The 26,322-nt window shown below is 59.4% G+C and carries 27 protein-coding genes and 1 tRNA gene; 5 read left to right on the top strand and 23 right to left on the bottom strand.

What is annotated here, in order from left to right; all coding sequences use genetic code 11:
• Nucleotides 1-62 precede the first annotated feature (62 nt).
• Together ACTNB1_RS00640 and ACTNB1_RS00645 are read left to right on the top strand one after the other, a co-directional pair.
• Nucleotides 63-206 (top strand): hypothetical protein, encoded by a 144-nt coding sequence (locus ACTNB1_RS00640; protein ID WP_441167357.1) that lies wholly within the window; start codon nt 63-65, stop codon nt 204-206.
• Between the two features lie 114 nt (nt 207-320).
• On the top strand, nt 321-1,091 hold the full coding sequence (locus tag ACTNB1_RS00645; protein ID WP_441167358.1) for a 4Fe-4S binding protein: 771 nt from the start codon (nt 321-323) through the stop codon (nt 1,089-1,091).
• Between the two features lie 4 nt (nt 1,092-1,095).
• Here ACTNB1_RS00645 and ACTNB1_RS00650 read toward each other — a convergent pair whose 3' ends face one another.
• The 4 genes from ACTNB1_RS00650 to ACTNB1_RS00665 all read right to left on the bottom strand — a co-directional run bounded on the left by ACTNB1_RS00650 (nt 1,096) and on the right by ACTNB1_RS00665 (nt 5,565).
• The gene (locus ACTNB1_RS00650) at nt 1,096-2,502 is read right to left on the bottom strand and encodes an MATE family efflux transporter (RefSeq protein ID WP_441167359.1); all 1,407 of its coding nucleotides are present in this window, start codon (nt 2,500-2,502) and stop codon (nt 1,096-1,098) included.
• Between the two features lie 126 nt (nt 2,503-2,628).
• The gene (locus ACTNB1_RS00655; protein ID WP_441167360.1) at nt 2,629-4,692 is read right to left on the bottom strand and encodes a sensor histidine kinase; all 2,064 of its coding nucleotides are present in this window, start codon (nt 4,690-4,692) and stop codon (nt 2,629-2,631) included.
• The gene (locus ACTNB1_RS00660) at nt 4,667-5,365 is read right to left on the bottom strand and encodes a response regulator transcription factor (RefSeq protein WP_441167361.1); all 699 of its coding nucleotides are present in this window, start codon (nt 5,363-5,365) and stop codon (nt 4,667-4,669) included. The genes ACTNB1_RS00655 and ACTNB1_RS00660 overlap by 26 nt, the downstream gene beginning before the upstream one ends.
• 126 nt (nt 5,366-5,491) lie before the next feature.
• Nucleotides 5,492-5,565, bottom strand: a tRNA-Gly gene (locus tag ACTNB1_RS00665).
• A 167-nt stretch (nt 5,566-5,732) separates the two neighbouring features.
• Here ACTNB1_RS00665 and ACTNB1_RS00670 point away from each other — a divergent pair.
• Complete coding sequence (locus tag ACTNB1_RS00670) at nt 5,733-6,368, top strand: TetR/AcrR family transcriptional regulator (protein ID WP_441167362.1); 636 nt, start codon at nt 5,733-5,735, stop codon at nt 6,366-6,368.
• Nucleotides 6,369-6,418: 50 nt separating this feature from the next.
• On the opposite strand, the gene ACTNB1_RS00675 is transcribed toward ACTNB1_RS00670, so the two are convergent.
• The 8 genes from ACTNB1_RS00675 to ACTNB1_RS00710 form a co-directional block, all read right to left on the bottom strand.
• Complete coding sequence (locus ACTNB1_RS00675) at nt 6,419-8,959, bottom strand: AAA family ATPase (protein ID WP_441167363.1); 2,541 nt, start codon at nt 8,957-8,959, stop codon at nt 6,419-6,421.
• 96 nt (nt 8,960-9,055) lie between these two features.
• Nucleotides 9,056-9,778 carry a CvpA family protein gene (locus tag ACTNB1_RS00680; RefSeq protein ID WP_441167364.1) on the bottom strand — a complete coding sequence of 241 codons (723 nt, stop codon included), beginning with the start codon at nt 9,776-9,778 and terminating at the stop codon, nt 9,056-9,058.
• Nucleotides 9,779-9,796: 18 nt separating this feature from the next.
• The gene (locus tag ACTNB1_RS00685) at nt 9,797-10,987 is read right to left on the bottom strand and encodes a DUF5711 family protein (RefSeq protein WP_441167365.1); all 1,191 of its coding nucleotides are present in this window, start codon (nt 10,985-10,987) and stop codon (nt 9,797-9,799) included.
• 33 nt (nt 10,988-11,020) lie between these two features.
• Entirely contained in the window at nt 11,021-11,770 is a 750-nt protein-coding gene (gene truA, locus ACTNB1_RS00690) for a tRNA pseudouridine(38-40) synthase TruA (RefSeq protein ID WP_441167366.1), read from the bottom strand.
• Between the two features lie 28 nt (nt 11,771-11,798).
• Nucleotides 11,799-12,611, bottom strand: a complete 813-nt coding sequence (locus ACTNB1_RS00695; protein ID WP_441167367.1) for an energy-coupling factor transporter transmembrane component T family protein — start codon at nt 12,609-12,611, stop codon at nt 11,799-11,801.
• Nucleotides 12,611-13,474 (bottom strand): energy-coupling factor transporter ATPase, encoded by an 864-nt coding sequence (locus ACTNB1_RS00700; RefSeq protein WP_441167368.1) that lies wholly within the window; start codon nt 13,472-13,474, stop codon nt 12,611-12,613. Before ACTNB1_RS00700 ends, ACTNB1_RS00695 begins: the two co-directional genes overlap by 1 nt.
• A 35-nt stretch (nt 13,475-13,509) precedes the next feature.
• Complete coding sequence (locus ACTNB1_RS00705; RefSeq protein WP_441167369.1) at nt 13,510-14,373, bottom strand: energy-coupling factor transporter ATPase; 864 nt, start codon at nt 14,371-14,373, stop codon at nt 13,510-13,512.
• Between the two features lie 14 nt (nt 14,374-14,387).
• Nucleotides 14,388-15,251: a class I SAM-dependent methyltransferase gene (locus tag ACTNB1_RS00710; RefSeq protein WP_441167370.1), complete on the bottom strand. Its 864-nt coding sequence runs from the start codon at nt 15,249-15,251 to the stop codon at nt 14,388-14,390.
• Between the two features lie 172 nt (nt 15,252-15,423).
• Between ACTNB1_RS00710 and ACTNB1_RS00715 the strand changes: the two genes are divergently transcribed.
• Both ACTNB1_RS00715 and ACTNB1_RS00720 read left to right on the top strand, forming a co-directional pair.
• Nucleotides 15,424-16,122, top strand: coding sequence for a hypothetical protein (locus ACTNB1_RS00715; protein ID WP_441167371.1), 699 nt, complete (start codon nt 15,424-15,426; stop codon nt 16,120-16,122).
• A gap of 112 nt (nt 16,123-16,234) precedes the next feature.
• The gene (locus ACTNB1_RS00720) at nt 16,235-16,615 is read left to right on the top strand and encodes a hypothetical protein (protein WP_441167372.1); all 381 of its coding nucleotides are present in this window, start codon (nt 16,235-16,237) and stop codon (nt 16,613-16,615) included.
• Between the two features lie 134 nt (nt 16,616-16,749).
• On the opposite strand, the gene purD is transcribed toward ACTNB1_RS00720, so the two are convergent.
• The 11 genes from purD to ACTNB1_RS00775 all read right to left on the bottom strand — a co-directional run bounded on the left by purD (nt 16,750) and on the right by ACTNB1_RS00775 (nt 26,213).
• Entirely contained in the window at nt 16,750-18,006 is a 1,257-nt protein-coding gene (gene purD, locus ACTNB1_RS00725) for a phosphoribosylamine--glycine ligase (protein WP_441167373.1), read from the bottom strand.
• A gap of 10 nt (nt 18,007-18,016) precedes the next feature.
• Nucleotides 18,017-18,790 (bottom strand): TraX family protein, encoded by a 774-nt coding sequence (locus ACTNB1_RS00730; protein ID WP_441167374.1) that lies wholly within the window; start codon nt 18,788-18,790, stop codon nt 18,017-18,019.
• A 1-nt stretch (nt 18,791) separates the two neighbouring features.
• A complete protein-coding gene (locus ACTNB1_RS00735; RefSeq protein WP_441167375.1) occupies nt 18,792-19,964 on the bottom strand; it encodes a phosphoribosylaminoimidazolecarboxamide formyltransferase in 1,173 nt (390 codons plus the stop codon).
• Between the two features lie 17 nt (nt 19,965-19,981).
• A complete protein-coding gene (locus ACTNB1_RS00740; protein WP_441167376.1) occupies nt 19,982-20,689 on the bottom strand; it encodes an IMP cyclohydrolase in 708 nt (235 codons plus the stop codon).
• 13 nt (nt 20,690-20,702) lie between these two features.
• Nucleotides 20,703-20,903: a hypothetical protein gene (locus ACTNB1_RS00745; RefSeq protein ID WP_441167377.1), complete on the bottom strand. Its 201-nt coding sequence runs from the start codon at nt 20,901-20,903 to the stop codon at nt 20,703-20,705.
• On the bottom strand, nt 20,903-21,535 hold the full coding sequence (gene purN / locus ACTNB1_RS00750; RefSeq protein WP_441167378.1) for a phosphoribosylglycinamide formyltransferase: 633 nt from the start codon (nt 21,533-21,535) through the stop codon (nt 20,903-20,905). Before purN ends, ACTNB1_RS00745 begins: the two co-directional genes overlap by 1 nt.
• The gene (gene purM / locus ACTNB1_RS00755) at nt 21,532-22,575 is read right to left on the bottom strand and encodes a phosphoribosylformylglycinamidine cyclo-ligase (RefSeq protein ID WP_441167379.1); all 1,044 of its coding nucleotides are present in this window, start codon (nt 22,573-22,575) and stop codon (nt 21,532-21,534) included. Before purM ends, purN begins: the two co-directional genes overlap by 4 nt.
• Nucleotides 22,576-22,580: 5 nt before the next feature.
• The gene (locus ACTNB1_RS00760) at nt 22,581-24,002 is read right to left on the bottom strand and encodes an amidophosphoribosyltransferase (RefSeq protein WP_441167380.1); all 1,422 of its coding nucleotides are present in this window, start codon (nt 24,000-24,002) and stop codon (nt 22,581-22,583) included.
• Between the two features lie 3 nt (nt 24,003-24,005).
• Nucleotides 24,006-24,725, bottom strand: a complete 720-nt coding sequence (gene purC / locus ACTNB1_RS00765; RefSeq protein ID WP_441167381.1) for a phosphoribosylaminoimidazolesuccinocarboxamide synthase — start codon at nt 24,723-24,725, stop codon at nt 24,006-24,008.
• Nucleotide 24,726: 1 nt separating this feature from the next.
• Nucleotides 24,727-25,221 (bottom strand): 5-(carboxyamino)imidazole ribonucleotide mutase, encoded by a 495-nt coding sequence (purE, locus tag ACTNB1_RS00770; RefSeq protein ID WP_441167382.1) that lies wholly within the window; start codon nt 25,219-25,221, stop codon nt 24,727-24,729.
• A gap of 293 nt (nt 25,222-25,514) precedes the next feature.
• Nucleotides 25,515-26,213, bottom strand: coding sequence for an ATP-binding protein (locus ACTNB1_RS00775; RefSeq protein WP_441167383.1), 699 nt, complete (start codon nt 26,211-26,213; stop codon nt 25,515-25,517).
• Nucleotides 26,214-26,322 lie beyond the last annotated feature (109 nt).

Below are 26,322 nucleotides of genomic sequence, written 5' to 3' on the forward strand. Positions count from 1 at the left end.
GACGGCGGGAAGCCCCCGCTGCCAGCCCCAGGTTTCCATCTTTTAACCAGGAGGTACTTCTTATGGGGTGCAATAACGGCTGTGGCTTTGGTGGCGGTAGCTGCCTGTGGATCATCCTGATCATCATCCTGCTGTGCTGCTGCTGCGGCGGCGGTGCCAGCGAGAACAACGGCGGTGGCTGTGGCTGCGGCAATAGCTGCTGCTGATTCCACTGTACCATAGCCGCAAGGCGGCATAGTAAGGAGCGCCCCAGGGGCAGGCCCCGGCGGCGCTCTTTTTAAAAGTGATATAACAAAAGATTAAAATAAGGAGATGGAGACATGAACGGAAACGTAAAGGTAACAGCGGCTTTCTTCAGCCCCACCGGCGGTACCAGTTCTTATGTGCGGGAGACAGCGCAGGCCATGGCACCTGCTCCGGAGGAGTGGGATCTGACCCGCCCGGAGGTGCGACGGCAGGAGCGCCGTTTTGGGCCCGACGAGGTGCTGGTGCTGGGTGTGCCGGTCTATTACGGCCGGGTCCCCGAGGTGGCAGACCTGGTGAGCGGCCTGACCGGGTCGGATACCCCGGTGGTGCTGCTGGCGGTGTATGGCAACCGGGCCATAGATGATGCTCTGGTGGAACTGGCCGACCTGTGTGCCGCCCGGGGATTCCGACCGGTGGCAGCGGGGGAGTTTATCGCGCCCCACACTTTCTCGGCTAAGATCGGGACAGGCCGCCCCAACGAGTCTGACCGGGAAACCGCCCGGGAGCTGGGCCGCCGGGCTATGGAAAAACTGGAACAGCCGGATTGGCAGCCGGCTGAACTCCCCGGAAATCGCCCCTACCGGGAGTTCCAGCGGGCGCCCTTCTATCCGGAGGGGGAGGAATCCTGCGTGAACTGCGGGGCCTGCGTTCGCGCCTGCCCGGTGGAAGCCATTTCCATTTCCAATCCCAAACAGACCGATGCGGAGCGGTGCCTGCGCTGCCTGGCCTGCGTCAAGGCCTGTCCCACCGGCAGCCGGGCGGTACGTGGCATGGCTTTTGACGCTACCAGACAGAAGCTGGAGCAGCTTCTCCAGCAGCCCCGCCAGCCTAAGCTGTACCTCTGAGCGGTCAGAGTGGCTCGCTCTGGACAGGCTGGAGCAGCTTATCCTGAGCGGGCATCCGCTTCATTTCCCAGCGGGTGAGCAGGAAAGCTACGACCAGAGCCGCACTGTCGGCGATGGGTCCGGCGTACATAACACCGTCAATCCCCCAGAACAGGGGGAAGAGCAGGATCAGGGGGATCAGAAAGATCACCTGCCGGGTCAGGGAAATGAGGATACCCTTTTTGGCTTTGCCGATAGAGGTAAAGAAGTTGGAGGTAATGGGCTGGACTGCGTTGACGAAGGTCATGAGCATAAAAATGCGGAAATAGCGTTCTGAGAACTGGAAATACAGCTCGGTGCCCGAGGAGTCGAAGATACCGGCGATCTGCCGGGGGAAAAGCTGGAAGCAGAGAAAAGCCACACAGCAGATGAGGGTGGCTACGATAATGGCCTTCCGGTAGGCCTCCCGCACCCGGCTGTATTTTCCTGCGCCGTAATTATAGCTGAAAATAGGCTGACAGCCCTGAGAGATACCGATGGTGAAGCCTAACACCAGAATATTGACCTTGGAAATGACGCCTACGCAGGCCAGGGGGATATCGGACCCATACTGGGACTGGGCGCCGTAATAGGTCAGGGTGTTGTTGAGCACCACCTGTACCAGCAGCATGGCGATCTGGTTAAAGAACGGTGCCATACCCAGGGCGAAAATGGACTTCAGCAGCCGAGGCTGGGGCTTCAGATCCGTCCTGGTGAGGGGAACGGTACGCAGTCTGGTACGGATCAGATAGCCCAGTACCAGCACCAAAGACAGCGCCTGCCCAATCACGGTGGCCAGGGCGCCGCCTGCTACCCCCATGTCCAGAGGGAAAATGAAAATGGGGTCCAGAATCGTATTGAGGATGGCGCCGGACAGGGTGCAGAGCATGGAGTAGGCCGGACTGCCGTTGGCACGGATCATGGTGCTGGCTCCGGTGGTGAAGGTGACCATGGGCAGGCCGAAGGCGATGATGCCGGTATAAGTCATGGCGTAAGGAAATACGTCAGGAGTGGCGGCAAAAAAGGTAAGCAGGGGCGCCCGGAGGAAGTAGGCAGCCAGTCCCAGGCAAAGTCCCATCAATGCCAGCACCACCAATCCGGTGCCCGCTACCTGCCGGGCTGCATCCCGCCGTCCGGCGCCCAGGTTCAAATTGAAGTTGGCCGCTGTACCGATGCCCATGAGCAGGGCGATGGCAGTGGAGGCCGTAACGAACGGAAAGGCAACGGTGGTGGCCGCGTTGCCCAGGTATCCCACACCTTGGCCGATGAAGATCTGGTCTACGATGTTGTACAGGGAGGTCACCAGAAATGCGATGACCGAGGGAATGGCAAATTTGGGCAGCAGCTTGCCGATAGGGGCGGTGCCCAGAGGATTGGTGCGTGTGGCTTCCATTTTCTTCTCCTCGCTTCTGTAAACTTGCAGTTTCATTTTAATATAGGAATGTTGATATGTCAACAAAGCTGTAAAAAGCAAAAAGCGGGACCGTCCATTTTTGGACGGTCCCGCTTTTACTGTTGCTTATTCTGCTGGCAATTCGGCCTGCCGGCGCTTATCGGTCAGGGGGAAGGAGACCTGTACGGTAAACAGATCGGCCTCGGTACGCAGAAGGAAGCTGCCACCGCAGGCCTCGGTGAAGGTGCGGGCGATGGACAGTCCCAGTCCGCTGCCGCCGTCGGTACGACTGGCGTCTCCGCGGACAAACCGCTCCGTCAGATCCACATCCTGAGGCAGTTCGTCCCGGGAAATGTTCCGCAGAGCCGCAATGGCCCGGCCATCTTCCACGGTCAGATCCAGATAAATCCGGGAGCCGTCCAGGGCATATTTCAGGGCGTTGCCGATGAGGTTCTGGAACACACGGTACAGCCGGTCCCCGTCGGCTTCGATCCACACCGGTTCCTCGGGCAGCCGGGACCGCAGAGAGGCGGAGGCGGCCTCGATCTCTTCGTTCATATCTGCCATAGTCTGCCGCAGCAGCTTGGCGTAGTCCAGAGGCTCCACCGCAACTGACAAATTCCCGGCGGCGGCCTTGCTGACCTCAAATACGTCCCGAACCATGGTCTGCAGCCGCTGGGACTTCTCCGCCAGGATGCGGATATAGTCCTGCACATGCTCGGGAAGTCCTTCCTCCTGCTGGAGCAGCTCCACATAGCTGACAATAGAGGTAAGGGGGGTCTTCAGGTCGTGGGATACGTTGGCGATCAGTTCGATCTTTGTCCGCTCACTCTTCATTTGCTCGCTTAGGGCGGTGCGCAGTCCGTCCTCCATATGGGCCAGGCTGATGGCAGCTTCCCGCAGGTCGGAATCTACCGGCAGAGCCAGCGCCCCGGTAGGCTGGCCCGCTCCGGCGGTCTGGATGTGGGTAAGCAGCTTGTCCATGTCCGCCGTGGTCCGGCGGTTGCGCCCCATCAGTCGGATCTGACCGGCTACCAGCGCAATCCCAATCAGGCAGAGCAGTGCCAGTACCAAAGGCCATATGCTGTAGAAGAAATAGCGATCGTAAAGATAGGGGATCCGAAGTGCGACGATGAGCACGAAGGGGAGGGACAGGGCGAACTGGAGCACGGTCCGCCGGTCCATCCGCTGTTGGACAGGCCAGCTCAGCTCCTTGCGGCGGAACAGCCGCATGCAGGCGGCACAGAAACTGTGAGTACGTAGTTGGCCAAAGTTGTACCGCAGATCATTGAGGTAAAAATAGGTCCACCACAGGGCAGGCAGCAAGGCCAGGCACCAGAACAGCCCGTTGTAATTGCTTTGTATAAACAAATTGAGGCAGGCCACCACGGAGCAGATCCACAGCCAGGCCAGGGGCAGCAGCAGAACCAGTTTGATCTCCAGCCAGATGTGGCCGGTGAACCAGGCGATGGCCTGGTCGGCTCGCCGTTTATATCTACGCCAGAGAATATACCAGATCAGCAGGGCAGCTCCTGCCACAGGAGGCACCAGCAGCAGCCAGATCAGGAAGGTGCGCACCGTGGCCATGTCCCGAACCACACCATAAGGACCATAGCCTACGCTGTAGTCCACCGGATGTTCCACCGCCGCCAGATATACTGCTATTCCAGTATAGAGCGATTTGGCGGAAGTCCGGCCTACTTCATAGCCCGGCACATCCCAGCCCCACTCCGTCCCTCGATACACGCCGTCGCCGTAGACGTCCAGCTCCTCCCCGTCTTTCCAGATGGAGGCGGTCCCCCTGTTAAAGGTGAGCAGAAAGTTGTAGCCCTCAGGCAAGCCATCCGGGGAAGATAGGTCGGCGTTGCTGTTGGAAGCCAGCAGCACACCGTTTTTTTCTACCCGGTACAGCAGATTCAGATCACTTTCCGCCATGGGAACGCTGTAAAACGCCTGTTCATCGGCGGCGTAGCTGAGCAGGGAGTAGAGGTCTCCACTGATCATGCTGCGGAAGGTGGCTGTCTCCTGGTAATCTGTGCGGAAGGCGTCGACCAGGTTGACCCTCACGCTGGAACTGGTATTGGTAGCCAGGAACAGCCAGGCCGCTGCGCTGTACAGCAGCAGGCTGATGCTTAGCACGAAAGCCAGAAAGGTCAGGACTGGCTTAATGCTTCTCGATTTTGTATCCAATTCCCCACACCACCTTTAAATATTCCGGTTCCTTTGGATTGAGTTCGATCTTTTCCCGAATGCGTCGGATGTGGACCATCACGGTATTTTCCGTGGCATAGGGCTCCTCGCCCCATACCCGGCGGTAGATTTCCTCAGCAGGGAAGATTCGCCCTACATTGCGCATCAGCAGGTCTACGATCTTCAGTTCGGTGGCGGTGAGCCGCACCGGCTCTCCGTCCACAAACAGTGTCCGATCCTCCACTTGATAGCGCAGCCGCCCGTTGACGACCTCCTGGGCCTGACTGACGGCGTTTACATCCCCAAGCTGTGTGTACCGCCGCAAATGGCTGCGTACCCGGGCCACCAGTTCCTGGGGATTGAAGGGCTTGGCGATGTAGTCGTCCGCCCCCATGGAGAGCCCCAGCACCTTGTCGGTATCCTCGCTCTTGGCGCTGAGGATCAGAATGGGCAGGTTGCGCTTTTCACGGATCTTCAGAACCGCTGACAGACCGTCCAGCCTGGGCATCATCACGTCCATAAGGATGAGGCGCAGGCTGGGCTCCAGAGCCAGATCCAGCGCCTCCATGCCGTTGTAGGCCTTTAGGACCCGGTAGCCCTCTTTCTCCAGCAGAATCGCAATGGCTTTGACGATCTCGGCGTCGTCATCCACCACCAGAATGCACTCGTTCATTGGAACTCCCTCCAGTTGCCTCTAAGATACCCGAATACTCTTTCAAAGAATGTGGGGAATATCTTTCAAAATTCTTAAAATAGAAAGGATAAAAAAAGACGACTTGCAAAAACAAGTCGTCTTTTTTGGAGCAGGTAAGGAGAATCGAACTCCCATATTCAGCTTGGGAAGCTGACGTTCTACCACTGAACTATACCTGCATCGGGTTAACTGACTAAAATAGTATAGCATGGATCAGTTGGGTTTGCAAGTGTTTTTTAGGTAGGGGAAAAGGGCAGGAGGATTCCCTTGCAAATTTGCTGAAAACATGATAATATGATAACTAAACCGATGGTTTGATTTTTGAATTGGAAAGGCTGGAATTACGATGAGCAAGAAGCAGGCGCTGACGGAATTTCATCGCGGCTCCATCCTGGCGGCCGCCGAGCGGCTGTTTGCGGAGAAGGGTACGGAGCGTACCACGATGGACGACATTGCCCGGGAGGCGGAGTACAGCAAGGCTACGCTGTATGTGTACTTCCAGAGCAAGGAGGAGATCATCAACGCCATTTTGCTCAGTGGTATCGTCCTGCTGAAGCGGAAGCTTCATGAGGCCATTGAGAGCCATCAGGATTGGTTCCAGGCTTATGATGCGGTGTGCCGGGTGATCGTGCGCTTTTATGACGACAACCCCACCGCCTATGATGCAGCCACGGGTGTGATGCCGCTGTCCCAGGCATCGGAGGAGATCCAGAAGGGCCAGGCGGATATTATTCGGGTTACCGGTGAGATCGACGAAGAGATGGCCGCCTTCCTGATGCGGGGCGTGGAAGAGGGCGTTGTGCGTACTAAGCTTCCTCCCATGGAGACGGTGCTGCTCTTCTGGTCCGCTTTGTCTGGCATTATCCATACGGCAGAGTACCGTGCGGACTTCCTCCAGCGTACCCTGGGCCTGAGCCGTGAGGACTATCTGGTTCACGGTGCCCGGCTGCTGTTGGATGCGCTGGTAAAGACCGGCCAGTAACAGAACATAAATAAATCGGGGCCGACCTGAAAGGTCGGCCCCGATTTTTATCATTCCGCTGTGATGATAGCTTTTTCACCGTCGGAGGTGGCGTGTATGGCGGAGATGGGGTGGAGGTAGCTGTCGATGAGCTTGGTGGCGATGTCGTCCTCCAGATCCTTCTGGATCTGACGGCGCAGGTTGCGGGCGCCGTAGGTCTGGGAATAGGACTTGCGCACCAGATGGTCAAGCAGCGCCTCGTCCCAGGTGAAGGTGATGCCCTTTTCCTTCAGGGTATCCCGCAGCTCACCCAGCATAATGGCGGCGATAGCCTTGAAATTGTCTTCGGTGAGTTTGTTGAAGTAGACGATCTCGTCCACCCGGTTGATAAACTCGGGCCGGAGGAAGCCCTCCAGGGCTTTCATAGCACGCTCCTTGCCCTGCTGATCAGCGGTGCGGCCGAAGCCTACGCTGCCGGCGGAGGTACGAGCGTCGCTGCCTGCGTTGGAGGTCATGACAATGACGGTGTTCTCAAAGTTGACGTTGCGGCCCTGGGCGTCGGTGATATGGCCGTCGTCCAGAATCTGCAGCAGGATGTTCAGCACGTCGGGATGGGCTTTCTCGATCTCGTCGAAGAGAATGACGCAGTAGGGTTTACGCCGCACCTTCTCGGTGAGCTGACCGGCTTCGTCATAGCCCACATAGCCCGGCGGGGAGCCGATGATGCGGCTGACGGCGAACTTCTCCATAAACTCCGACATATCCAGCCGGATGAGAGACTCGGGGGAGTGGAACATATCCATAGCCAGCCGCTTGACCAGCTCGGTCTTGCCCACACCGGTGGAGCCCACAAAGATGAAGGATACCGGCTTGCGCTTGGAGGCGATGCCCACCCGACCGCGGCGCACGGCGGCAGCCACGGCGTGGACTGCCTCGTCCTGGCCGATGAGGTGCTCCTTCAGCCGGTCTTCCAGCTTGGCCAGACGCTCATACTCCGCCTCCTGAATCTGAGTAGCGGGGATTTTGGTCCACAGTTCAATGACCCGGGCCAGATGAGCCACCGTCAGAGGCGGTGCGCTCTGGGCGTCCAGCTTGTTCAGCTCGTCCTGAAGCTGCATCTCCCGGCTCTTGATGGCGGCCAGCCGCTCATAATCCCGGTTACCGCCCTGATCAGCCAGCAGCCGCTCCCGCTCCTGGGACAGGTTGTCCAGTTCCCGGCGGAAGTTAGCCTGCCGCCGCTCGTTGGCGCTCAGTGCCTCGGTGGTGGCGGGGTTGCCCATGAGGGAGTCGTGCTCGGCGGTGAGCTTATTGAGCTCCCGCCGGATCTCGCTCTGGCGGCCCTCGTTGTTCTTCAGGGCGGTCTGACGCTTGTAATCCCGGTCGTTGGCCTCCACCATCAGGTTCTCCCGCTCCTGACCCAGGGACTCCAGCTCCTTCTTGACCTCAACCTCACGGGCCAGGGTCTTGTTGTGGAGGTTCACATCGGAGCAGGCCTCGTCGATCAGGTCGATGGCCTTGTCGGGGAGGTAGCGGTCGGTAATGTACCGCTCGCTCATGGTCACTGCCAACCGGCAGATTTCAGGGGAGATGGAGACGAAGTGGTACTTCTCATAGTAGGGGGCAATGCCCTGGATGATCTTTACACTGTCTTCGATGGAGGGCTCCTCCACGATCACCGGCTGGAACCGGCGCTCCAGGGCGGAGTCCTTCTCGATGTATTTGCGGTACTCGGTGAGGGTGGTGGCGCCGATAACCTGGATCTCGCCCCGGCTGAGGGCGGGCTTGAGGATGTTGGCGGCGTTCATAGAGCCCTCCGCATCCCCGGCGCCTACGATGTTATGGACCTCGTCGATGACCAGGATGATATTGCCCAGCTTCTTGATCTCCTCGATAAGGCCCTTCATCCGGCTCTCAAACTGACCCCGGAACTGGGTACCAGCCACCAGGGCGGTGAGGTCCAGCAGGTAGACCTCCTTGTCCAGAAGCTTGTAGGGCACATCCCGCTGGTAGATCTTCTGGGCCAGACCCTCGGCGATGGCGGTCTTGCCTACGCCGGGCTCGCCGATGAGGCAGGGGTTGTTCTTCTGGCGGCGGTTGAGGATCTGGATGGTACGCTGGATCTCCTCATCCCGGCCGATGATGTTGTCCAGCTTGCCGTCGGCGGCTTTCTGGGTCAGGGAGATGCAGTAGTTCTCCAAAAACTTCCGCTTAATGGGTTTGTCGCCCTTTTTCTCCTTGTCGTTCCGCTCCTGGCGGCCGGGATCACGCTCCGGCTGGGCCTGGGGATTCTGGGCGGACCCAAACAGCTTGTTCAGGAAGGGGAAGGTAGCGGTCTTGCCCTCGTCCTCCTCATCCTGATCGGCGTCGTCACTGGGGATCAGGCCCTCCATGCCTTCAGCTCCGCCGAAGGCGGACATCATCTCATTGGTCAGACCCTCCAGATCCTCGTCGCTGATGCCCATTTTCTGCATCATATCCTCCACGGGCTTAATGCCCAGTTCTTTGGCGCATTTCAGGCAGAGACCCTCACTCTTGGTGGTGCCTCCCTCTAGCTTCTGGATAAAGATCACCGCTACATTTTTATGGCAGCGGGAACAAAGTGTAGGTTGCATTTGTGTTCAGCTCCTTTTGGGGGACAGGCTCCCCCGGAGGATTGATTCTAACCCGAAATTATGAACTGGGTATGAATCTTTCCGATTTCGTTGCCCTTACAGGATACTGTTCAGCAGGGCAAAGGGGTTGGCAGACATAAAAAACTTCAGCAGATAGGTCTTTTCCACTGCGTCCTGAGGCAGAATGCCGCCGAAAAACTGGAGCAGCCAGGCGGCAACGAACAGGATGATGATACCCTGGATCACCCCAAACAGAGCGCCCAGGCTCTTGTTGAGAAAGTGCAGGCCGGGCAGCCGGGCCACCAGGTCCAGCGCGTGGCTGATGAGCTTCCAGGCCAGCAAAATGAGGACAAAAGCCAGCAGAAAAATGATCAGGTAGGCCGCTGATTCCGCAATGGCCGCCGCCACCTGAGCAGCGGCGCTGGCTGCCACTTCGGTCATGCCGTCCTCTACCGCCTGATTTACACTGTTGACCAGGGTCTCATAAAAGCCCATGTCCCGCAGCGCGTTGAGCACGTCCTGGAGGGGAAGTGTGTCGGGGGTGACCTCTCCGGAACTGGGGTCAGTCAGGTCGGTCTGGACCTGGCTGTTCTGGATCTGTTCATTGAGCTGTTCCTCGATGGCAGCGGCAAACCGGGGTTCCAGTGCGTCGGCCACCATAGGGGAGAGGGTGCGGGCCAGGAAACCGGCTCCTACAAAGGCCACCAGTACGGCCAGCAGGCCGCACAGGGAGAGTATAAGCCCTCTGTGGGCTCCGAGAGCGGCGAATATGATCAAAATGGCAATGATGATAAGGTCAAGAATCAGAAAAGCTGTCATGGGGTTCCTCCGAGATCACTAGGGCACGTAGATTCTGGCGGTGGTACTGTCAATGAGCATGGTGCTGCCGTCGGATTGCTGGAGCACCTTCTGGGCGCCTTGGGTGCCCTCTAGTGTGTTGTAGATCTCCAGGTCCTGGTTGTAAATATCCAGCCGGTCGGCAGTCAGCAGGGAGACATAGCGGCCTGCGGCGGAGAGGGAGAGTACCTGCTCCTCTGTGGGCAGGGAGGCGCGGGTACTTCCGTCAGCGGAGACCACCCGCAGCTCGGCGGAGGTACCAGCCCGGTATTTGCCCAGCAGCAGTACCGCGGTGCCGTCTCCCTCCAGAGAGAAGTTTTTCAGATAAAGTCCACTGTAATCGCAGCTGCCGGCCAGGGTGCCGTCAGGGGCCACGATGGAGAGTGTGGTTTCGCCCAACGCCCAGATCCCGCTGCTGTTCCACCGCAGGGAGAGGATCACGTCACTGCCCACGGAGCAGGTCCAGTCGGGATCTGCCTCTTCCTCTGTCCGGTCCAGGCTGTACAGATCCACCCGGCTCTGGAAGGTGTCGCCGTCCAGACCCATGGTGAGCAGAGCTACCGACTTGCTGTCCGGGGCAAGAGCGGCATCCATCACGAAACGGCTGGACAGGTTGAACCGGATCTGGGGAGAGAAGGAACTGTCATACACCGTGACGATTCCCTTATAGCCGCTCTCCTGAGTGACCGTTACCAGCCAGCCCTGACTGTTGAGATCGGCGGAGATAAACTCCTGACCTTCCTCCAGCGTCAGGGAAAAGGCCTGCGTCCGGTTTTGATAAACGAACAGGTCCTTGCCGCCGATATCATAGACCAGAGCACTATTGCCAGCTACCCGAACCGTCGGGTCCTTCATGGAGACGGTCTGATTCACATAGAGCTGAGCGTTGCCTGAGTAGAGGCGGATGTTGGTGGCCGAGCACACCAGCAGGTCACCGTCCAGTACGGCAAAGCAGCTGGCGTCCTTGCCCTCAAAGGAAAAGGACTCACTCTGACCGCTCTCGTTGCGGGACAGGTTCCGATAGGTGAACCAGCGCTTGATGGAGTCGAAATTCAATTTGTCATAATTGGCCACCAGCACCACCGCGCCCAGCACCAGTGCCAAGGTGACCAGAAAGGTCAGAAAGCGGACAAACAGATTGGGCCGCTTTTTGGGGGGCGGGGATGTCCGTCCCCGGTTCATCTCGTCCATTGTATGCTCCTCACCGGGAATTATGCGGACGGCTTACAGCACGTCCTCGTTGTACCACAATTTGGTCATGTACAGCCCGCCGGCGGGGACCGTGGGACCCGCCGCAGTCCGGTTGCGGCCCTCCAGAATGGCGGGAACGTCGTCGGGAGAGAACTTCCCATCGGCGGCGTAGACGCAGGTACCTACCATGGCCCGCACCATGTTGTACAGGAAGCCGTCGGCACACACCTTGCATTCGATGATGTCGCCGCTGCGGCTGATGTTAAAGTAGTGTACCGTCCGCACGGTAGTGCGGGTCTCGGTACCTACCGACCGGACGGCGGCAAAGTCGTGGGTACCCACAAAGTGGGAAGCCGCCCGCTGCATGACCGCCTCATCCAGCCGCTTAGGGTAGAACCAAGCGCGGTTGACATAAAACGCATTGCGGATGTGGGAATTATAGATACGGTAGGTGTACTCCTTTTTCAGGCAGGAGCCAATGGCGTTGAACTCCTCCGGCACCTCGGTGGCCTTCACCACCACGATATCGTCGGGCAGCCGGGTGTTCACTGCCAGGGGCAGCCGGTCGCAGGGGATGCGGGAGGTGGTGCGGAAGTTAGCCACATAAGTCTCCGCGTGGACCCCTGCGTCGGTGCGGCCCGCCCCGGTGCACTTGACCGGGTGGCCCACCACAGTGGCCAGGGCCTTCTCCAGAGTCTCCGCCACGGAAACGGCGTTCTTCTGCACCTGCCAGCCGTGGTAGGCGGTGCCCACATACATCAATTTTAACGCAATATTTCTCATAAAGCCTTAAAGTCCAGTTATGTTTTTCTTAAAAACCGTAGTGACCCAGTACGCCGATGACCACGCACAGGAGCACGGACAGGAACAGAGCGGTGATATCGGTCCCCTTCAGCTTCAGCTGGCGCATGCGGGTACGGCCCTCGCCGCCGTGGTAGCAGCGGCACTCCATTGCCACCGCCAGCTCGTCTGCCCGGCGGAAGGCGGAGATGAACAGAGGCACCAGCAGGGGTACCAGAGCCTTGGCTTTCTGGATCAGGTTGCCCGAGTCAAAGTCAGCGCCCCGGGCCTTCTGGGCGGACATGATCTTGTCGGTCTCCTCAATCAGGGTGGGGATGAACCGCAGGGCGATGGACATCATCATGGACAGCTCATGGACGGGCACCTTGATGACCTTCAGCGGATTCATCAGCCGCTCCAGCGCGTCGGTGAGCTGGATGGGGGAGGTGGTGTAGGTCAGCAGGAAGGTGCAGGTGATGAGCATGGCGATGCGCAGCACCATGGCGCAGGCGGCCCACACGCCCTCAGGATAGATGGTGAACACCCAGAAGGAGACCAGAGGCTCTCCCTGGCCGGGGGTATAGAACAGGTTGAGCATGCCGGTGATGATGACGATGATGAGAATGGGCTTCATGCCCCGCAGGATGCTTTTCAGACCAATTTTGGAAATGGCGATCAGGGCCGCCAACACCACCAGCATGATGGCGTAGGTCACCAGCCACTTGGCCAGAAACAGGGCCACGATATAGGCGATAGTTCCGATGATCTTGGCCCGGGGATCCAGCCGGTGGATGATGGTGGTGCCGGGGAAGTACTGGCCCAGCGTAATGTCTTTCAGCGCCATTACACATTCCCCCTTCCCAGCTTGGCCAAAATGGCATCTCTGGCCTGCTGAATGGTGTACACTGAGGGATCGATGTCCACACCCATACCCTTCAGCCGGTGGAACACACGGGTCATGGCGGGAACGCCCAGGCCCATCTTTTCCAGCTCGTCCCCGTGGGCAAAGACCTCCCGGGGGGTGCCGGAGAAGGGAATTTTTGCGTCATTGACCACCACAATGCGATCCACCGTCCGTGCCATCTCCTCCATGGAGTGGGAGACGATGATGATGGTAGCGTTTTTGGCCTGGTGATAGTCGTGAATATTGCCCAGAATGGACTCCACGCCCACCGGGTCCAGTCCGGCGGTGGGCTCGTCCAAAATGAGCACCGAGGGCTCCATGGCGATGACGCCGGCGATGGCCACCCGGCGCTTCTGGCCGCCGGAGAGTTCAAAGGGGGACTTCTCCAAGACCTCGTCCTTCAAGCCCACGAACTGGGCAGCCTGCCGCACCCGACGGTCGATCTCCCCCTCGTCCAGCCCCATGTTCCGGGGACCGAAGGAGATATCCTTGTATACTGTCTCCTCAAAGAGCTGGTACTCCGGGTACTGGAACACCAGACCCACCTGGAAGCGGGTCTGACGGGTGCGCTCCTTGCTCTCCCAGATGTCCTTGCCCTCGAACAGGACCTGTCCCGAGGTGGGCTTGAGCAGGCCGTTGAGATGCTGGATCAGGGTAGATTTACCAGAGCCGGTGTGGCCGATGATGCCCAGGTACTCTCCGCGGTAGGCGGTAAAGTCCACGTCCACCAGGGCGCCGTGCTCAAAGGGGGTACCGGCGGAGTAGATGTGGCTCAGCCGCCGGGTCTCAATAATCGGTTCCAAATGGCTTCATTCCTTTATCATAGGGTACATGCCCCTTAAGCCGGGGTCACGTCCTTGGTCAGCAGCTTGGCCAGAACAGCGGCGCACTCTTCATCGCTGAGGGCGTCCAGCGGCACGTCAAGCCCTGCTTTGCGCAGCTCCCATAAAAGCTCGGTGGTCTCGGGCACCGTCAGACCCACTGCCTTCAGCTCCTCCACCCGCTGGAATACCTCCTTGGGTGCGCCGTCGGCGATGACCTTGCCTTTGGCCATGACCACCAAACGGTCGGCCTGGGCGGCCTCGTCCATATGGTGGGTGATGAGCACCACCGTCACGCCGGAGGTGCGGTTGAGCTCCTTGATGGTCTTCAATACCTCCGCCCGGCCGATGGGGTCCAGCATGGCGGTGGGCTCGTCCAGCACGATGCACCGGGGCCGCATGGCGATGACGCCGGCGATAGCCACCCGCTGCTTCTGGCCGCCGGAGAGCAGATGAGGGGCGTGCTCCCGATACTCGTACATCCCGACGGCTTTCAGGGCGTCGTCCACCCGGCGGCGGATCTCCTCCGGAGGTACCCCCAGATTCTCTGGGGCAAAGGCTACGTCTTCTTCCACCACATTGGCTACGATCTGGTTGTCCGGGTTCTGGAACACCATACCCACCGCGCGGCGGATGTCCAGCAGCTTCTCCTCGTCCATGGTGTCGATCCCGTCCACGTATACCTTTCCGCCGGTGGGCAGGAGGATGGCGTTGAGATGCTTGGCCAGCGTGGACTTACCTGAGCCATTGTGGCCCAGAACCGCCACAAAGGACCCGGCTTCGATCTCCAGATCCACTCCATCCAGCACCACGGGGGCGGGGATGGTCTCCTCCTGATAGGAGAAACGCAGATCCTGGGTTTTCAGAATGGTATCACTCATATGATAAATACTCCTTATTCGGCGACCCAACGACCGGTGGCGCCGCAGGGCAGCGCCAGTCCGGTGGCGGTCACCGGCAGACCAAGCTCCTGGCTATCGGTATGTCCGCCGTGATGCCGGGCCACCAGGGTCTCCAGCAGGTAGGTGAGCACCGAGGGGGCCAGGCCGGTGGTGTAGGAATTGATAAGGAAGAACAGGGGCTGATCACTGAGCACCTGGGTCACCAGCTCCACGAAGGGGAACAGGTTCTCCTCCAGCTTCCAGATCTCCCCGGAAGGTCCCCGGCCGTAGGACGGAGGATCCATGATGACCGCATCATACCGGCGTCCCCGGCGGATCTCCCGCTCCACAAACTTGCCGCAGTCGTCCACGATCCAGCGGATAGGGGCATCCTCCAGGCCGGAGCTCTTGGCGTTCTCCCTGGCCCAGCTCACCATGCCCCGGGCTGCGTCCACATGGCAGACGCTGGCTCCCGCCGCGGCGCAGGCCACGGTGGCGCCGCCGGTGTAGGCGAACAGATTCAGCACGTTAATGGGACGCCCGGCGGAGCGGATGCGCTCCATGGCAAAATCCCAGTTGGCGGCCTGCTCGGGGAACAGGCCGGTGTGTTTGAAATTCATGGGCTTGATGTTGAAGGTGAGCCCCCTGTAGCCCAGGGTCCACCGCTCGGGCAGGTCCTTTTTTACCCACTGGCCGCCGCCGGTGGAGGAGCGCTGGTACCGGGCGTCATGCTTCCGCCAGCCGGGATGCCGCCCCTCAGGCCGCCAAATGGCCTGGGGATCGGGCCGCACCAGGGTATATTTTCCCCAGCGCTCCAGCCTCTCTCCGCCGCCGCAGTCCAGCAGTTCATAGTCTTTCCATCCGTCTGAGATCCACATGTTTTTCAACCCCACCGTACTTCTTGTCATAATCATCCCATTATATCATTTGCCATTGATGCAGTCAATGTGAAGAAAGAATTGTGTTATGACGAAAACTGTGATAAAATAAACCCCAAAGAACGCCCTCCCGGCATTTGGGGAGAAAAACGAGAGAAATGGGGTTCCCACTATGAGCGACACAGAGCTTCAGTTCCGCACAGCGACTTTCGGCGGCTTTCAGAAGCAGGATGTGCTGAATTATATTGAATCTGCCAACCAGGAGCACCGGGAGAAGCTGGACGGACTGACCCGGGAGCTGGAGGAGGCCCAAAAGGCCCGGACCGCCCTGGAGGAGGAAAACGCCCAGGCCAAGGAGCAGGTCCAGGCCGGCGAAGAGACGGTCCGGCAGCTGGAGAGCCAGCTGGAGGAGGCTCGGAACGAGGCGGAGGATTTGAAGAGCCGCCTTGGCGATGCAGAGGCTGAGCTGGCGCAGCTGCGGGCGGCCCTGGCGGAGGCGGAGGGCAAGTTGGCCCAGGCGGAGCCTGCGGCCAAGGCCTATGAGAAGGTGAAGGACCGCACCGCCGGCATCGAGCTGGAGGCCCACTGCCGGGCCCAGGCGGTGCAGGCCGAGGCGGAGGAACGGGTGGAGAAGACCCGTCAGGATCTGGAGCAGTGGCTGGACAAGGTGCGCAAGAGCTATGAGGAACTGCGCACCGATATGGACGCCACCATCTCCCACACCAGCGGAGAGCTGGAGCGGGTGCGCACCACTCTGGAGGAGATCACCAACCGCTTCTGCGCTCAGGACGAGCGGCTGGAGAAGATGGTGCAGTCCTGCATCGGGGAGCATAAGGCTCCCGATCCCCTGCCTCTGGAGGACAAGAAGTAAAAGGCCTGGAGGTAAACATAAGAAAAGCACAGTAATGTGGATGGTTCGTCATAGTGTGTAAACGCGTTCTCTGTTTGACCGAGGGATTACAACTCGGAGGGAGATGACTGCGATGAAAAAGAAACAGTTGATGATCGGTGCAGTCAGTGTGGTTGCAATACTCTTTGCTGCGGTTTTGCTTATGTTGAGAAATAATATCAATCTAAGCATAGGAACTTGCATTGCAGCTGAGAATGGAAGCTATCTAATTGTGCTGGATCATTCGCCTGTTGTTATGCACCAGCGACCAGGAAAAGAAAGTGTTTTCGCTGACCTCAATACCGGTGATAAGATTTTTATAGTACATGATGGTGTAGAGCAAAGCTATCCCGGGCAAACCGGACTGCATTTCTTATTGAAATTGTCTGACGGCAGTGAGCGCGATGTGCCGAGCGAAATTATGACAGAGTTGCAGGAACTGGGCTGGCTGAAGCAATCGGGTGAACAGGCATAAGCGCTAATAACGGAAGCGGGATGCAAGTTTTTGTATAAGTAAGCAAAACGGAATTTAGAAGTTATATTTCTAAATAAAAAGTTATCCCGGATTGTCAAAACGGCAATCCGGGATAACTTTTTATTTATTACGTTTTATACCCGCCCGATGTCGGTGCGGAAATGCATATCTGTAAAGGAAATATATTTGGCGGAGGCGTATGCTTCCTGGATGGCAGCCTCCAGGTCGGGCCCGGTGGCGGTGACGCCCAACACCCGGCCGCCGTTGGTCAGGACGCTTCCGTCCGCTCCCAGCTTGGTACCGGCGTGGAACACAGTGGCGGTCCGCCCTGCCTCCTCCAGGCCTGTAATGGGGTATCCCTTCGCATAGCTGCCGGGGTAGCCGCCGCTGGCCAGTACCAGACAGCAGGAGGCCCCCTCCTTCCAGCGGACATCCACCTGGTCCAGGGTGCCATTCCGGCAGGCCAGGAACAGGTCCATCAGGTCGCTGTCCAGCAGGGAGAGCACCGCCTGGCACTCCGGATCACCGAAGCGGGCGTTGTACTCTACCACCTTGGGACCGTCAGGGGTGAGCATCAGGCCGAAATAGATCACTCCGTGGAAGGGGCGGCCCTCCGCCTTGAGGGCGGCAACGGTGGGCAGGAAGATCTCTTCCATACAGCGCTGGGCGATCTCGGGGGTGTAGTTGGGAGAGGGGGAGATGGCGCCCATGCCGCCGGTGTTGGGGCCCTGGTTGCCGTCATAGGCCCGCTTGTGATCCTGGGAAGAGGGCATGGGAAGGATGTGTTCCCCGTCGCAGAAGGCCAGTACCGTCACCTCCGGACCGGTCATGCACTCCTCAATGACCACCTTGGCTCCGGCCTCGCCGAACTTGTGGTCGCCCATCATGGCCCGGACGGCCTCCTTGGCTTCCTCCACAGTCTGGGCCACCACTACGCCCTTGCCCAGTGCCAGGCCGTCAGCCTTCACCACGATGGGAGCGCCCTGTTCCTCTACATAGGCCAAAGCCTGGTCCATGTCGGTGAAGGTCTTGTGTTTGGCAGTGGGGATGTGATACTTCTCCATCAGGGTCTTGGAGAAGCTCTTGCTGGCCTCGATGATGGCGGCGGCGGCGTTGGGCCCGAAAGCGGGGATGCCCGCCTTGTCCAGCTCGTCCACCATGCCCAGGGCCAGAGGATCGTCAGGGGCCACCACCACAAAGTCCATGTGGTTGTTCACCGCCCAGTCCACCATGGCCTTCACATCGGTGGCGGCAATGGGCACGCACTGGGCCAGGGCGGCGATGCCGCCGTTGCCCGGGGCGCAGTAGAGGTGGTCCACCTTATTGCTCTTGGACAGAGCCCAGGCGATGGCGTGCTCCCGCCCGCCGCCGCCCACGATCAGTACATTCATGCAAAGCACCTCATTTCAGCGCCAAGCTCAGGGCCCACAGCCCCAGCAGGTGCGCCGGATAGAATACATAGAAGAACCACTTGCTCTGGATGCCCAGCTGGCCCCGGTATCCAGCCAGAAACAGGAGAGATGCGGAAGCGCATAGCCAGCAGAGTGCCTGGGCGGGCATGCTGGAGGCCAGATAGCTCAGAATCAGGGAGGACGACAGCCAGGGCAGGGAGAGCAATCCCACAAAAGGTTGATAGACCAGGTAGATCAGGGCAATGCCGATTCCCAGACAGGCCAGTAAGCGCTTTCTATCTTCACCCTGAAGATAGAGGGAAAAGACCAGCAGCACGGCGGGGAAGCCGTAGTCGCAGTTGAGAACCAAAGCCAGTACGCAGGCTGCCAGCAGAGGCAGCGAAGCCGCAGCTGCGCCGCGTCCGCCGCGGATTGCCCGCTCAAAGCCCCAAATCGCTCCGGCAGCCAGGAAGAAAGTGAGGATCACGTTGCCGCCCCAGGTACCGGTGGCTAGGGTGAAAGGGATCTGGGAGATCAGAGCAAACAGACCCAGCCGGAACAAGTACCGGGAGAAAAAACGGGTCCGGCGACAGCCCTCCGCCACGAAGTAGGCGAAAATGGGGAAGGCCAGCCGTCCGATCAGCCTGGGCAGCAGATCCGCCCAGTCAGGCAGGCCCATGTCGGACAGAATGGTGGGAAAGACCACGCCTATGTGGTCTACCAGCATAAACAGCGCAGCCAGGTATTTGAGGGCGGCGGCGCTGAGACCGTAGCGCCCTGCCATCTTAATGGTGGAACAGCCGCATGCCGGTAAAGGCCATGACCATGCCGTACTTGTTGCAGGTGGCGATCACATGGTCGTCCCGGATGGAGCCGCCGGGCTGAACGATATACTGCACACCGGACTTATGAGCCCGCTCCACATTGTCACCGAAGGGGAAAAAGGCGTCGGAGCCCACGGTGAGGCCGGACTGGGTGGCGATCCAGGCCTTCTTTTCCTCCGCGGTAAGCACCTCGGGCTTGACCTTGAAGGTGTTCTGCCACACGCCCTCAGCCAGCACGTCCTCGTACTCGTCGGAGAGGTAGACGTCGATGGCGTTGTCCCGGTCAGGGCGGCGGATGCCGTCCACGAACTGGAGGCCCAGCACCTTGGGATGCTGGCGCAGCAGCCAGTTGTCCGCCTTGTTGCCCGCCAGACGGGTGCAGTGGATGCGGCTCTGCTGGCCGGCGCCCACGCCGATGGCCTGGCCGTCCTTCACGTAGCAGACGGAGTTGGACTGGGTGTACTTCAGAGTGATGAGGGCCAGGATCATGTCCCGCTTGGCGTTCTCGGGCAGATCCTTGTTGTCGGTGACAATGTTGTTCAGCAGGTCGGCGTTGATGGCGTAGTTGTTGCGGCCCTGCTCGAAGGTGATGCCAAACACGTCCTTGTGCTCGATGGCCTTGGGGACGTAGTTGGGGTCGATCTGCACCACGTTGTAGCCGCCCTTGCGCTTGGTTTTCAGCACCTCCAGGGCCTCGTCGGTGTAGCCGGGGGCGATGACGCCGTCGGACACCTCCAGAGCCAGGTAGCGGGCGGTCTGGACGTCGCAGACATCGGACAGAGCGGCCCAGTCGCCGTAAGAGCACAGCCGGTCGGCACCACGGGCCCGGATGTAGGCGCAGGCGATGGGGGAGAGCTCCATATTTTCGGCAAAGTAGATCTTCTTCTCCACCTCGGTGAGGGGAGTACCCACGGCGGCGCCGGCGGGGGAGACGTGCTTGAAGGAGGCGGCAGCGGGCAGGCCGGTGGCTTCCTTCAGCTCCTTCACCAGCTGCCAGGAGTTAAGGGCGTCCAGAAAGTTGATATATCCCGGCTTGCCGTTGAGCACCTGGATGGGCAGCTCACCGGACTCCATGAAGATGCGAGCGGGCTTCTGGTTGGGGTTGCAGCCGTATTTCAGTTCCAGTTCGGTCATGGTTTCTTCATTCCCCCTTATGCGTGCTTATTGATGATGACGCTCTCCCAGCTGCCGGTCATCAGGTCGACGTACCGCACGAACAGGGAGACCTTGTTTTCCTCATTCAGGCTGGCCCACATCAGATCCGCCAGCTCCTGAGGTGTTTTGGCGGTGATGGCCACCTGCTCCGGCTCACCCTCAAAGGAGGGCAGGGGATTGCCGTCCCCCATGTAGGTGTGGATGAAGTGACCCTGGCCAGCCAGAGGCTTTTCATAGGCGAAGAAGTACCGGCGGCAGGAGTTGGGGTCTCCGTCAGCGCTCTTCAGAATGGACAGGGTGTAGTCCCCGTCCTTTTTCAGCAGACCGGAAATGCGGGGCGTGTAGTTGGGGCCGTCCGGCTCAAAGGTACGGGTGTGGAGAGACTGGGCAAAGGTCTTGCCTGCTGCCAGCCCCTCCCGGATGGTGTCGGTCTGGTCGCCGTTGGTGACGATGGTGGAGGCGCCGAACACCCGGACAGGATTGTAGATAATGAGGGAGGGATCGGTCATCTTGGAGGGGTCGTGAGCCTGGGTACGGATGCCGTCGGGGGTCTCTACAAAGACCCGGTTCCGGGAATTCTCGCTGCGACCCATGATGAAGTAGGCGATGACCGCCTTGGTGTCGTCGGCAGATCGGCCTAGCACGATGCCCCGGCCGGGGTAGGGATTGGCGCGCAGCAGCGCGGAGAGATCCAGGTTTTTCATGATAAGACTCCTTTTATTTGGGTTCCTCGTGGGAGCTGTGATCGGGAGTTACCAGCCAGCGGATGAATTGAATCAGATAAGTGACAGCGGGGATGAGCAGAATACACCCACCCACAAAGCACAGGAACGCCCCCAGTACTGAGCCCATCAGGAGACCGCCCAGAAACAGGAAGCCGCCGCTGAGAATCAGGGAGAGGAAGCGCAGATCATTCATCAGTTTTCCTCCTTAATTTGGACGATCCGCCCCTCCACTGAGAGGCGGCCCTGACAGAACAGGGAGACGGCCTTAGGCAGGATGATCCACTCGGCCTGCTCCATCACCCGGCGCTGGAGAATCTCCGGCGTGTCGCCGGGGAGGATATCCACCGCCTTTTGGAGGATGATGGGCCCGCCGTCCGGCTCCTCATTGACAAAGTGGACGGTTGCGCCGGTGACCTTCACGCCGTAGGCCAGGGCCTTTTCATGGACGTGGAGCCCATAATAGCCCGCCCCGCAGAAGGAAGGAATGAGGGCGGGGTGGACATTGAGGATGGCGTTGGGGTAGGCCTGCACCATCTCTTCAGTGAGAATGTGCATAAAGCCTGCCAATACCACCAGGCCGATGTCAAGCTCTTTCAGCTTGGCCACCAGAGCCTGGGTCATCTCTCGATTGGAGGCGAAATCTTTTCGGGCAACCACGTAGCCGGGAATACCGGCTTTTTCGGCCCGCTCCAGGGCGTAAGCGTCGGCTTTGGAGGAGATGACGGCGGCCAGCTGTCCGCCGCCCAACTCACCCCGGTCCCGGGCGCCGATGAGGGCCTGGAGATTGGTCCCGCCGCCGGAGACCAGTACAGCGATCCGCGTCATACCAGCTCCACCCCGGCGTCGCCGCTGACCACGGAGCCGATGACATAGGCCCGCTCTTCGGCGCGGCACAGGAGTTCCTTGGCCTGACCCACTTCCTCTTTGGGAATGGCCAGGATCATGCCCACGCCCATATTGAAGGTATTGTACATATCCCGCATGGGGATATTGCCCTGCTTGGCGATGAGGTGGAAGATGGGGGGGACAGGGAAGGAGGCGGTTTCGATCTGAGCGGTGAGGCCCTCCTTCATCATCCGGGGCACATTCTCATAGAGACCGCCGCCGGTAATGTGGCTGATGGCCTTGATGTGCACGCCGTTGTTCAGCAGGCACTGAATGGTTTTGACATAGATGCGGGTGGGAGTGAGCAGGGTCTCGCCCAGGCTCTTGCCACCCAGCTCCTCCATGGGGAAGGTCAGATCGGCGTGCTCCACGTCAAAGACCTTGCGCACCAGGGAAAAGCCGTTGGAGTGGACGCCGCTGGAGCCCAGGCCGATGAGCACGTCGCCTACAGCCAGGTCCTTGCCGTCGATGATCTTCTCCTCGTCTACAATACCCACGGAGAAGCCGGCCACATCATAGTCATCCTCGGGCATCATGCCGGGATGCTCGGCAGTCTCGCCGCCAACCAGGGCACAGCCGGCCTGGCGGCAGCCCTCTGTGATACCGGAGACGATATCGGCGATACGGGCAGGGTTATTCTTGCCGCAGGCAATGTAGTCCAGGAAAAACAGGGGAGAGGCGCCCCCGCAGATGATATCGTTGACGCACATGGCCACGCAGTCGATGCCGATGGTGTCGTGCTTGTTCATCAGCTGAGCCAGGCGCAGCTTGGTGCCCACGCCGTCGGTGCCGGATACCAGCACCGGCTTCTTCATACCGGACACGTTAGGGGCGAACAGGCCGCCGAAGCCGCCAAGGGTGCCCATGACGCCGGGAATATAGGTGGACTCCACCATGGGCTTGATGCGCTCCACAGATTCATAGCCGGCAGTGACGTCCACACCGGCGGCGGCGTAGGATTCGGAGTGAGAGTTTTTCATGTCGGTCATTCCTTTCCGGTCCAGCAATAGGTGCAGATCTTGTCGCGGTCGATGCCGATGGCCTCCAGCAGGCCGTCCAGAGACTGATAGCCCAAGGAATCAAAGCCCAGCTTTTCACAGATGGCCTTGAGCATGCACTGGCCCCGCTGGGTGGAGGAATCGGCATATTCATCCAGATGCTGCTGTCCCTCGTCTCCCTCCAGCTCCTGGATGGTGCGCCGGGCCAGCAGCTCCATGTCGGAGTTGCTGCGGGAGAAGTTGAGGTACTTGCAGCCGTACATGATGGGGGGGCAGGCCGAACGCATATGGACCTCTTCCGCCCCGGATTCATAGAGAAATTCCACCGTCTCCCGCAGTTGAGTGCCCCGGACGATGGAGTCGTCCACAAACAGGAGCTTCTTGCCCTCAATGAGCTCGGGAACGGGGATCTGCTTCATTTTAGCTACCTGGTTCCGGGCCTCCTGATTGGCGGGCATGAAAGAGCGGGGCCAGGTGGGGGTGTACTTGACGAAAGGCCGGGCAAAGGGTTTGCCGCTGCGGTTGGCAAAGCCGATGGCGTGGGGAAGACCGGAATCAGGCACCCCGGCCACATAGTCCACCTTGGGCAGCTGTCCCTTCTGGATCTCGTCCCGGGCCATGATCTCTCCGTTGCGGTAGCGCATGACCTCTACATTGACACCCTCGTAATTGGAGTTGGGGTAGCCGTAGTAGGTCCACAAGAAGGCACAGATGCGCATTTTGTCTCCGGCAGGGGCCAAAGTATTCCAGCCCTCGGCATCGACCTGCACGACTTCGCCGGGACCCAGCTCATAGGCGTCGGTGTAGCCCAGCTTGTGGTAGGCGAAGGACTCAAAGGAGACGCAGCAGCCCTCCTCATTCTGGCCAATGAGCACGGGAAGGCGGCCCAGCTTGTCCCGGGCGGCGATGATCGCGTCGGGGGTGAGGATAAGCATGGTGCAGGAGCCGTCGATCTCCTCCTGGGCGTGGCGGATACCGCTGACCAGGTCCTCCTTTTGATTGATGAGAGCGGCGGTCAGTTCAGTGGAGTTGACCTTGCCGGAGCTCATAGCCATAAACTGGTGGCCCCGCTCAGAGAAGTACCGCTCCACCAGCTGATCGGAGTTGGTGATGATGCCGACGGTAATGATGGCGTACAGCCCTAAGTGGGAACGTACCAGCAGCGGCTGAGGGTCGGTGTCGCTGATGCAGCCGATGCCGGCGCAGCCGTGGAAATCCCGCAGATCCTTGTCAAACTTGGTACGGAAAGGAGTATTTTCAATGTTGTGGATCTGCCGCTGAAAGCCTGCCTCAGCGTCATAGACGGCCATGCCGCCCCGCTTGGTGCCCAGATGGGAGTGGTAGTCGGTGCCGAAAAACAGATCCATCACACAGTCGCGTTTTGAGATAGTGCCGAAGAAACCGCCCATAGATTATTTGTCCCCCATAAGACGGCGCATGACCTCTTCATAGGCCTCCTCAGCACCGCCCAGATCCCGGCGGAAGCGGTCCTTGTCCAGCTTCTCATGGGTCTTCTCATCCCACAGACGGCAGGTGTCGGGGGAGATCTCGTCAGCCAGCACGATGGTGCCGTCGGAGGTCTTGCCGAACTCCAGCTTGAAGTCCACCAGGTCAATGCCGATCTCCTTCATAAAGCCCTTCAGAAGGTCGTTGACAGCGAAGGCGTACTTCTTGATCAGCTCGATCTCGTCCTTGGTAGCCAGCTTCAGAGCCAGGGCATGGTAGTCGTTGATGAGGGGATCGCCCAGATCGTCGTTCTTGTAGGAGAACTCAATCGTGGGCTCGTCAAACACGATGCCCTCCTCCACGCCGTAGCGCTTGGCGAAGGAGCCGGCGGAGATGTTGCGGATGATGACCTCCAGGGGGACGATAGACACCTTCTTCACCGCGGTCTCACGGTCGCTGAGCTCCTCCACATAGTGGGTGGGGACGCCCTTCTCCTCCAGGCGGCGCATCAGGTTGTTGGTCATGCGGTTGTTGATGGCGCCCTTGCCGGTGATGGTGCCCTTCTTCAGACCATTGAAGGCGGTGGCGTCATCCTTATAGGAGACGATGACCACTTCGGGGTCGTTGCTGGCGAATACCTTCTTGGCCTTGCCCTCGTACAGCTGTTCCTTCTTCTCGTAAGACATCTTAAAACTCCTCCATTCGGATTTTTTCATCTTTTTTCGCAACTTCTACTGCCATATCAGCTTTGAATTGGGCCAGCTTGTCTACCAGATCCGGATCAGACAGGGCCAGCATCTGGGCGGCCAGAATGGCGGCGTTGTCAGCGCCGTCCACCGCCACACAGGCCACGGGGATACCCTTGGGCATCTGCACCATGGACAGCAGAGAGTCCAGGCCTCCCATCATAGAGGTCTTGATGGGCACGCCGATGACGGGCAGGGTGGTGTAGGCAGCCAGTACGCCTGCCAGATGTGCGGCCTTGCCGGCGGCGGCGATGATGACCCCGAACCCATTTTCCGCGGCGTGGGCGGCCAGCTCCTCGGCGGCGGCGGGAGTGCGGTGGGCGGAGATGATCCGCACCTCGGTGGGGATGCCGAAGGACTTGAGACGGCTGATGCAGGGACGCATGGTGTCCAGATCGGAATCAGAACCCATGACCACAGCGACCTTTTTACTCATAGGACCCTCCTGTATAACAAAAAATTTTTCAGGGAAAGAAAAAATAAATCAGGGCATCCGGTGCACGGATGCCCTGATTTTGGTTACTCCCTGATGGAGGACAGGTTGGTGCCGTGGATGAGCCAGATTCCTGCACGTCGAACCAGCACCGGTGCCATCCCCGTACCTCCTCGTGTTAAATATAGTAAAACTATATCGGATTTTCACCTTGTTTGCAAGGGTCGGAGAGAATTTTGTCTGCTTGTACAACTTTTTACAAAAAATACGCCTGTGCCCTTGTGAAAGAAGGTAACTTAGGCCAGACTGCCGTCGGGGGCGATCACCGCAACCTGGAGGGGGATATCCTTGCCGCTGGCAGACAAAGCGTTCTGCACAGCCCGCAGGATGCCGCCGCAGCAGGGTACGGTCATCCGGGCCACGGTTACACTCTTTACATCGTTTTGGGCCAGAATGGCGGTCAGCTTTTCGCTGTAATCTCCGTCGTCCAGCTTGGGGCAGCCGATGAGGGTCACCTTCCCACGGATGAAGTGCTGATGGAAATTGCCGTAGGCGTAGGCGGTGCAGTCGGCGGCGATGAGCAGATGGCAGCCGTCGAAGTAGGGGGCGTTCACCGGAGCTAGCTTGATCTGCACCGGCCACTGGCGCAGCTGGCTGGGGACAGCACTGTCGGAGACGGGGGCCTCCTCCCGACAGATGGAACGGCTCATGCTGCCCGGGCAGCCGCAGGGGAGGGGAGCGGCGGAAGCCTTCTCTTTGGCGGCCTTGGCGGCCAGCACCGCCGCGTGGTCATAGGCGGGAGCCTCCCGCTCCTCAAAGCTGATAGCTCCGGTGGGGCAGGCGGGCAGGCAGTCACCCAACCCGTCGCAGTAGTCCTCCCGGGTGAGGACAGCCTTGCCCTCCACCATCTCGATGGCTCCCTCGTGGCAGGCGGCAGCACACAGGCCGCAGCCGTTGCACAGGCTCTGATCTATTTTAATGATTTTGCGCTTCATCAGGAAAACTCCTTTTTTCTGTTTGATGGAAACAGCATAGCAGAAAAGAAGGCTTCTGTATGTTGCTGCTGCAACATATGGGATAAAAAACGGACCGCCTGAATAGGCG

The organism is Flavonifractor sp. HCP28S3_F3 (assembly GCF_052065355.1).
In the GTDB taxonomy this organism is placed as follows: Bacteria; Bacillota; Clostridia; order Oscillospirales; family Oscillospiraceae; genus Flavonifractor.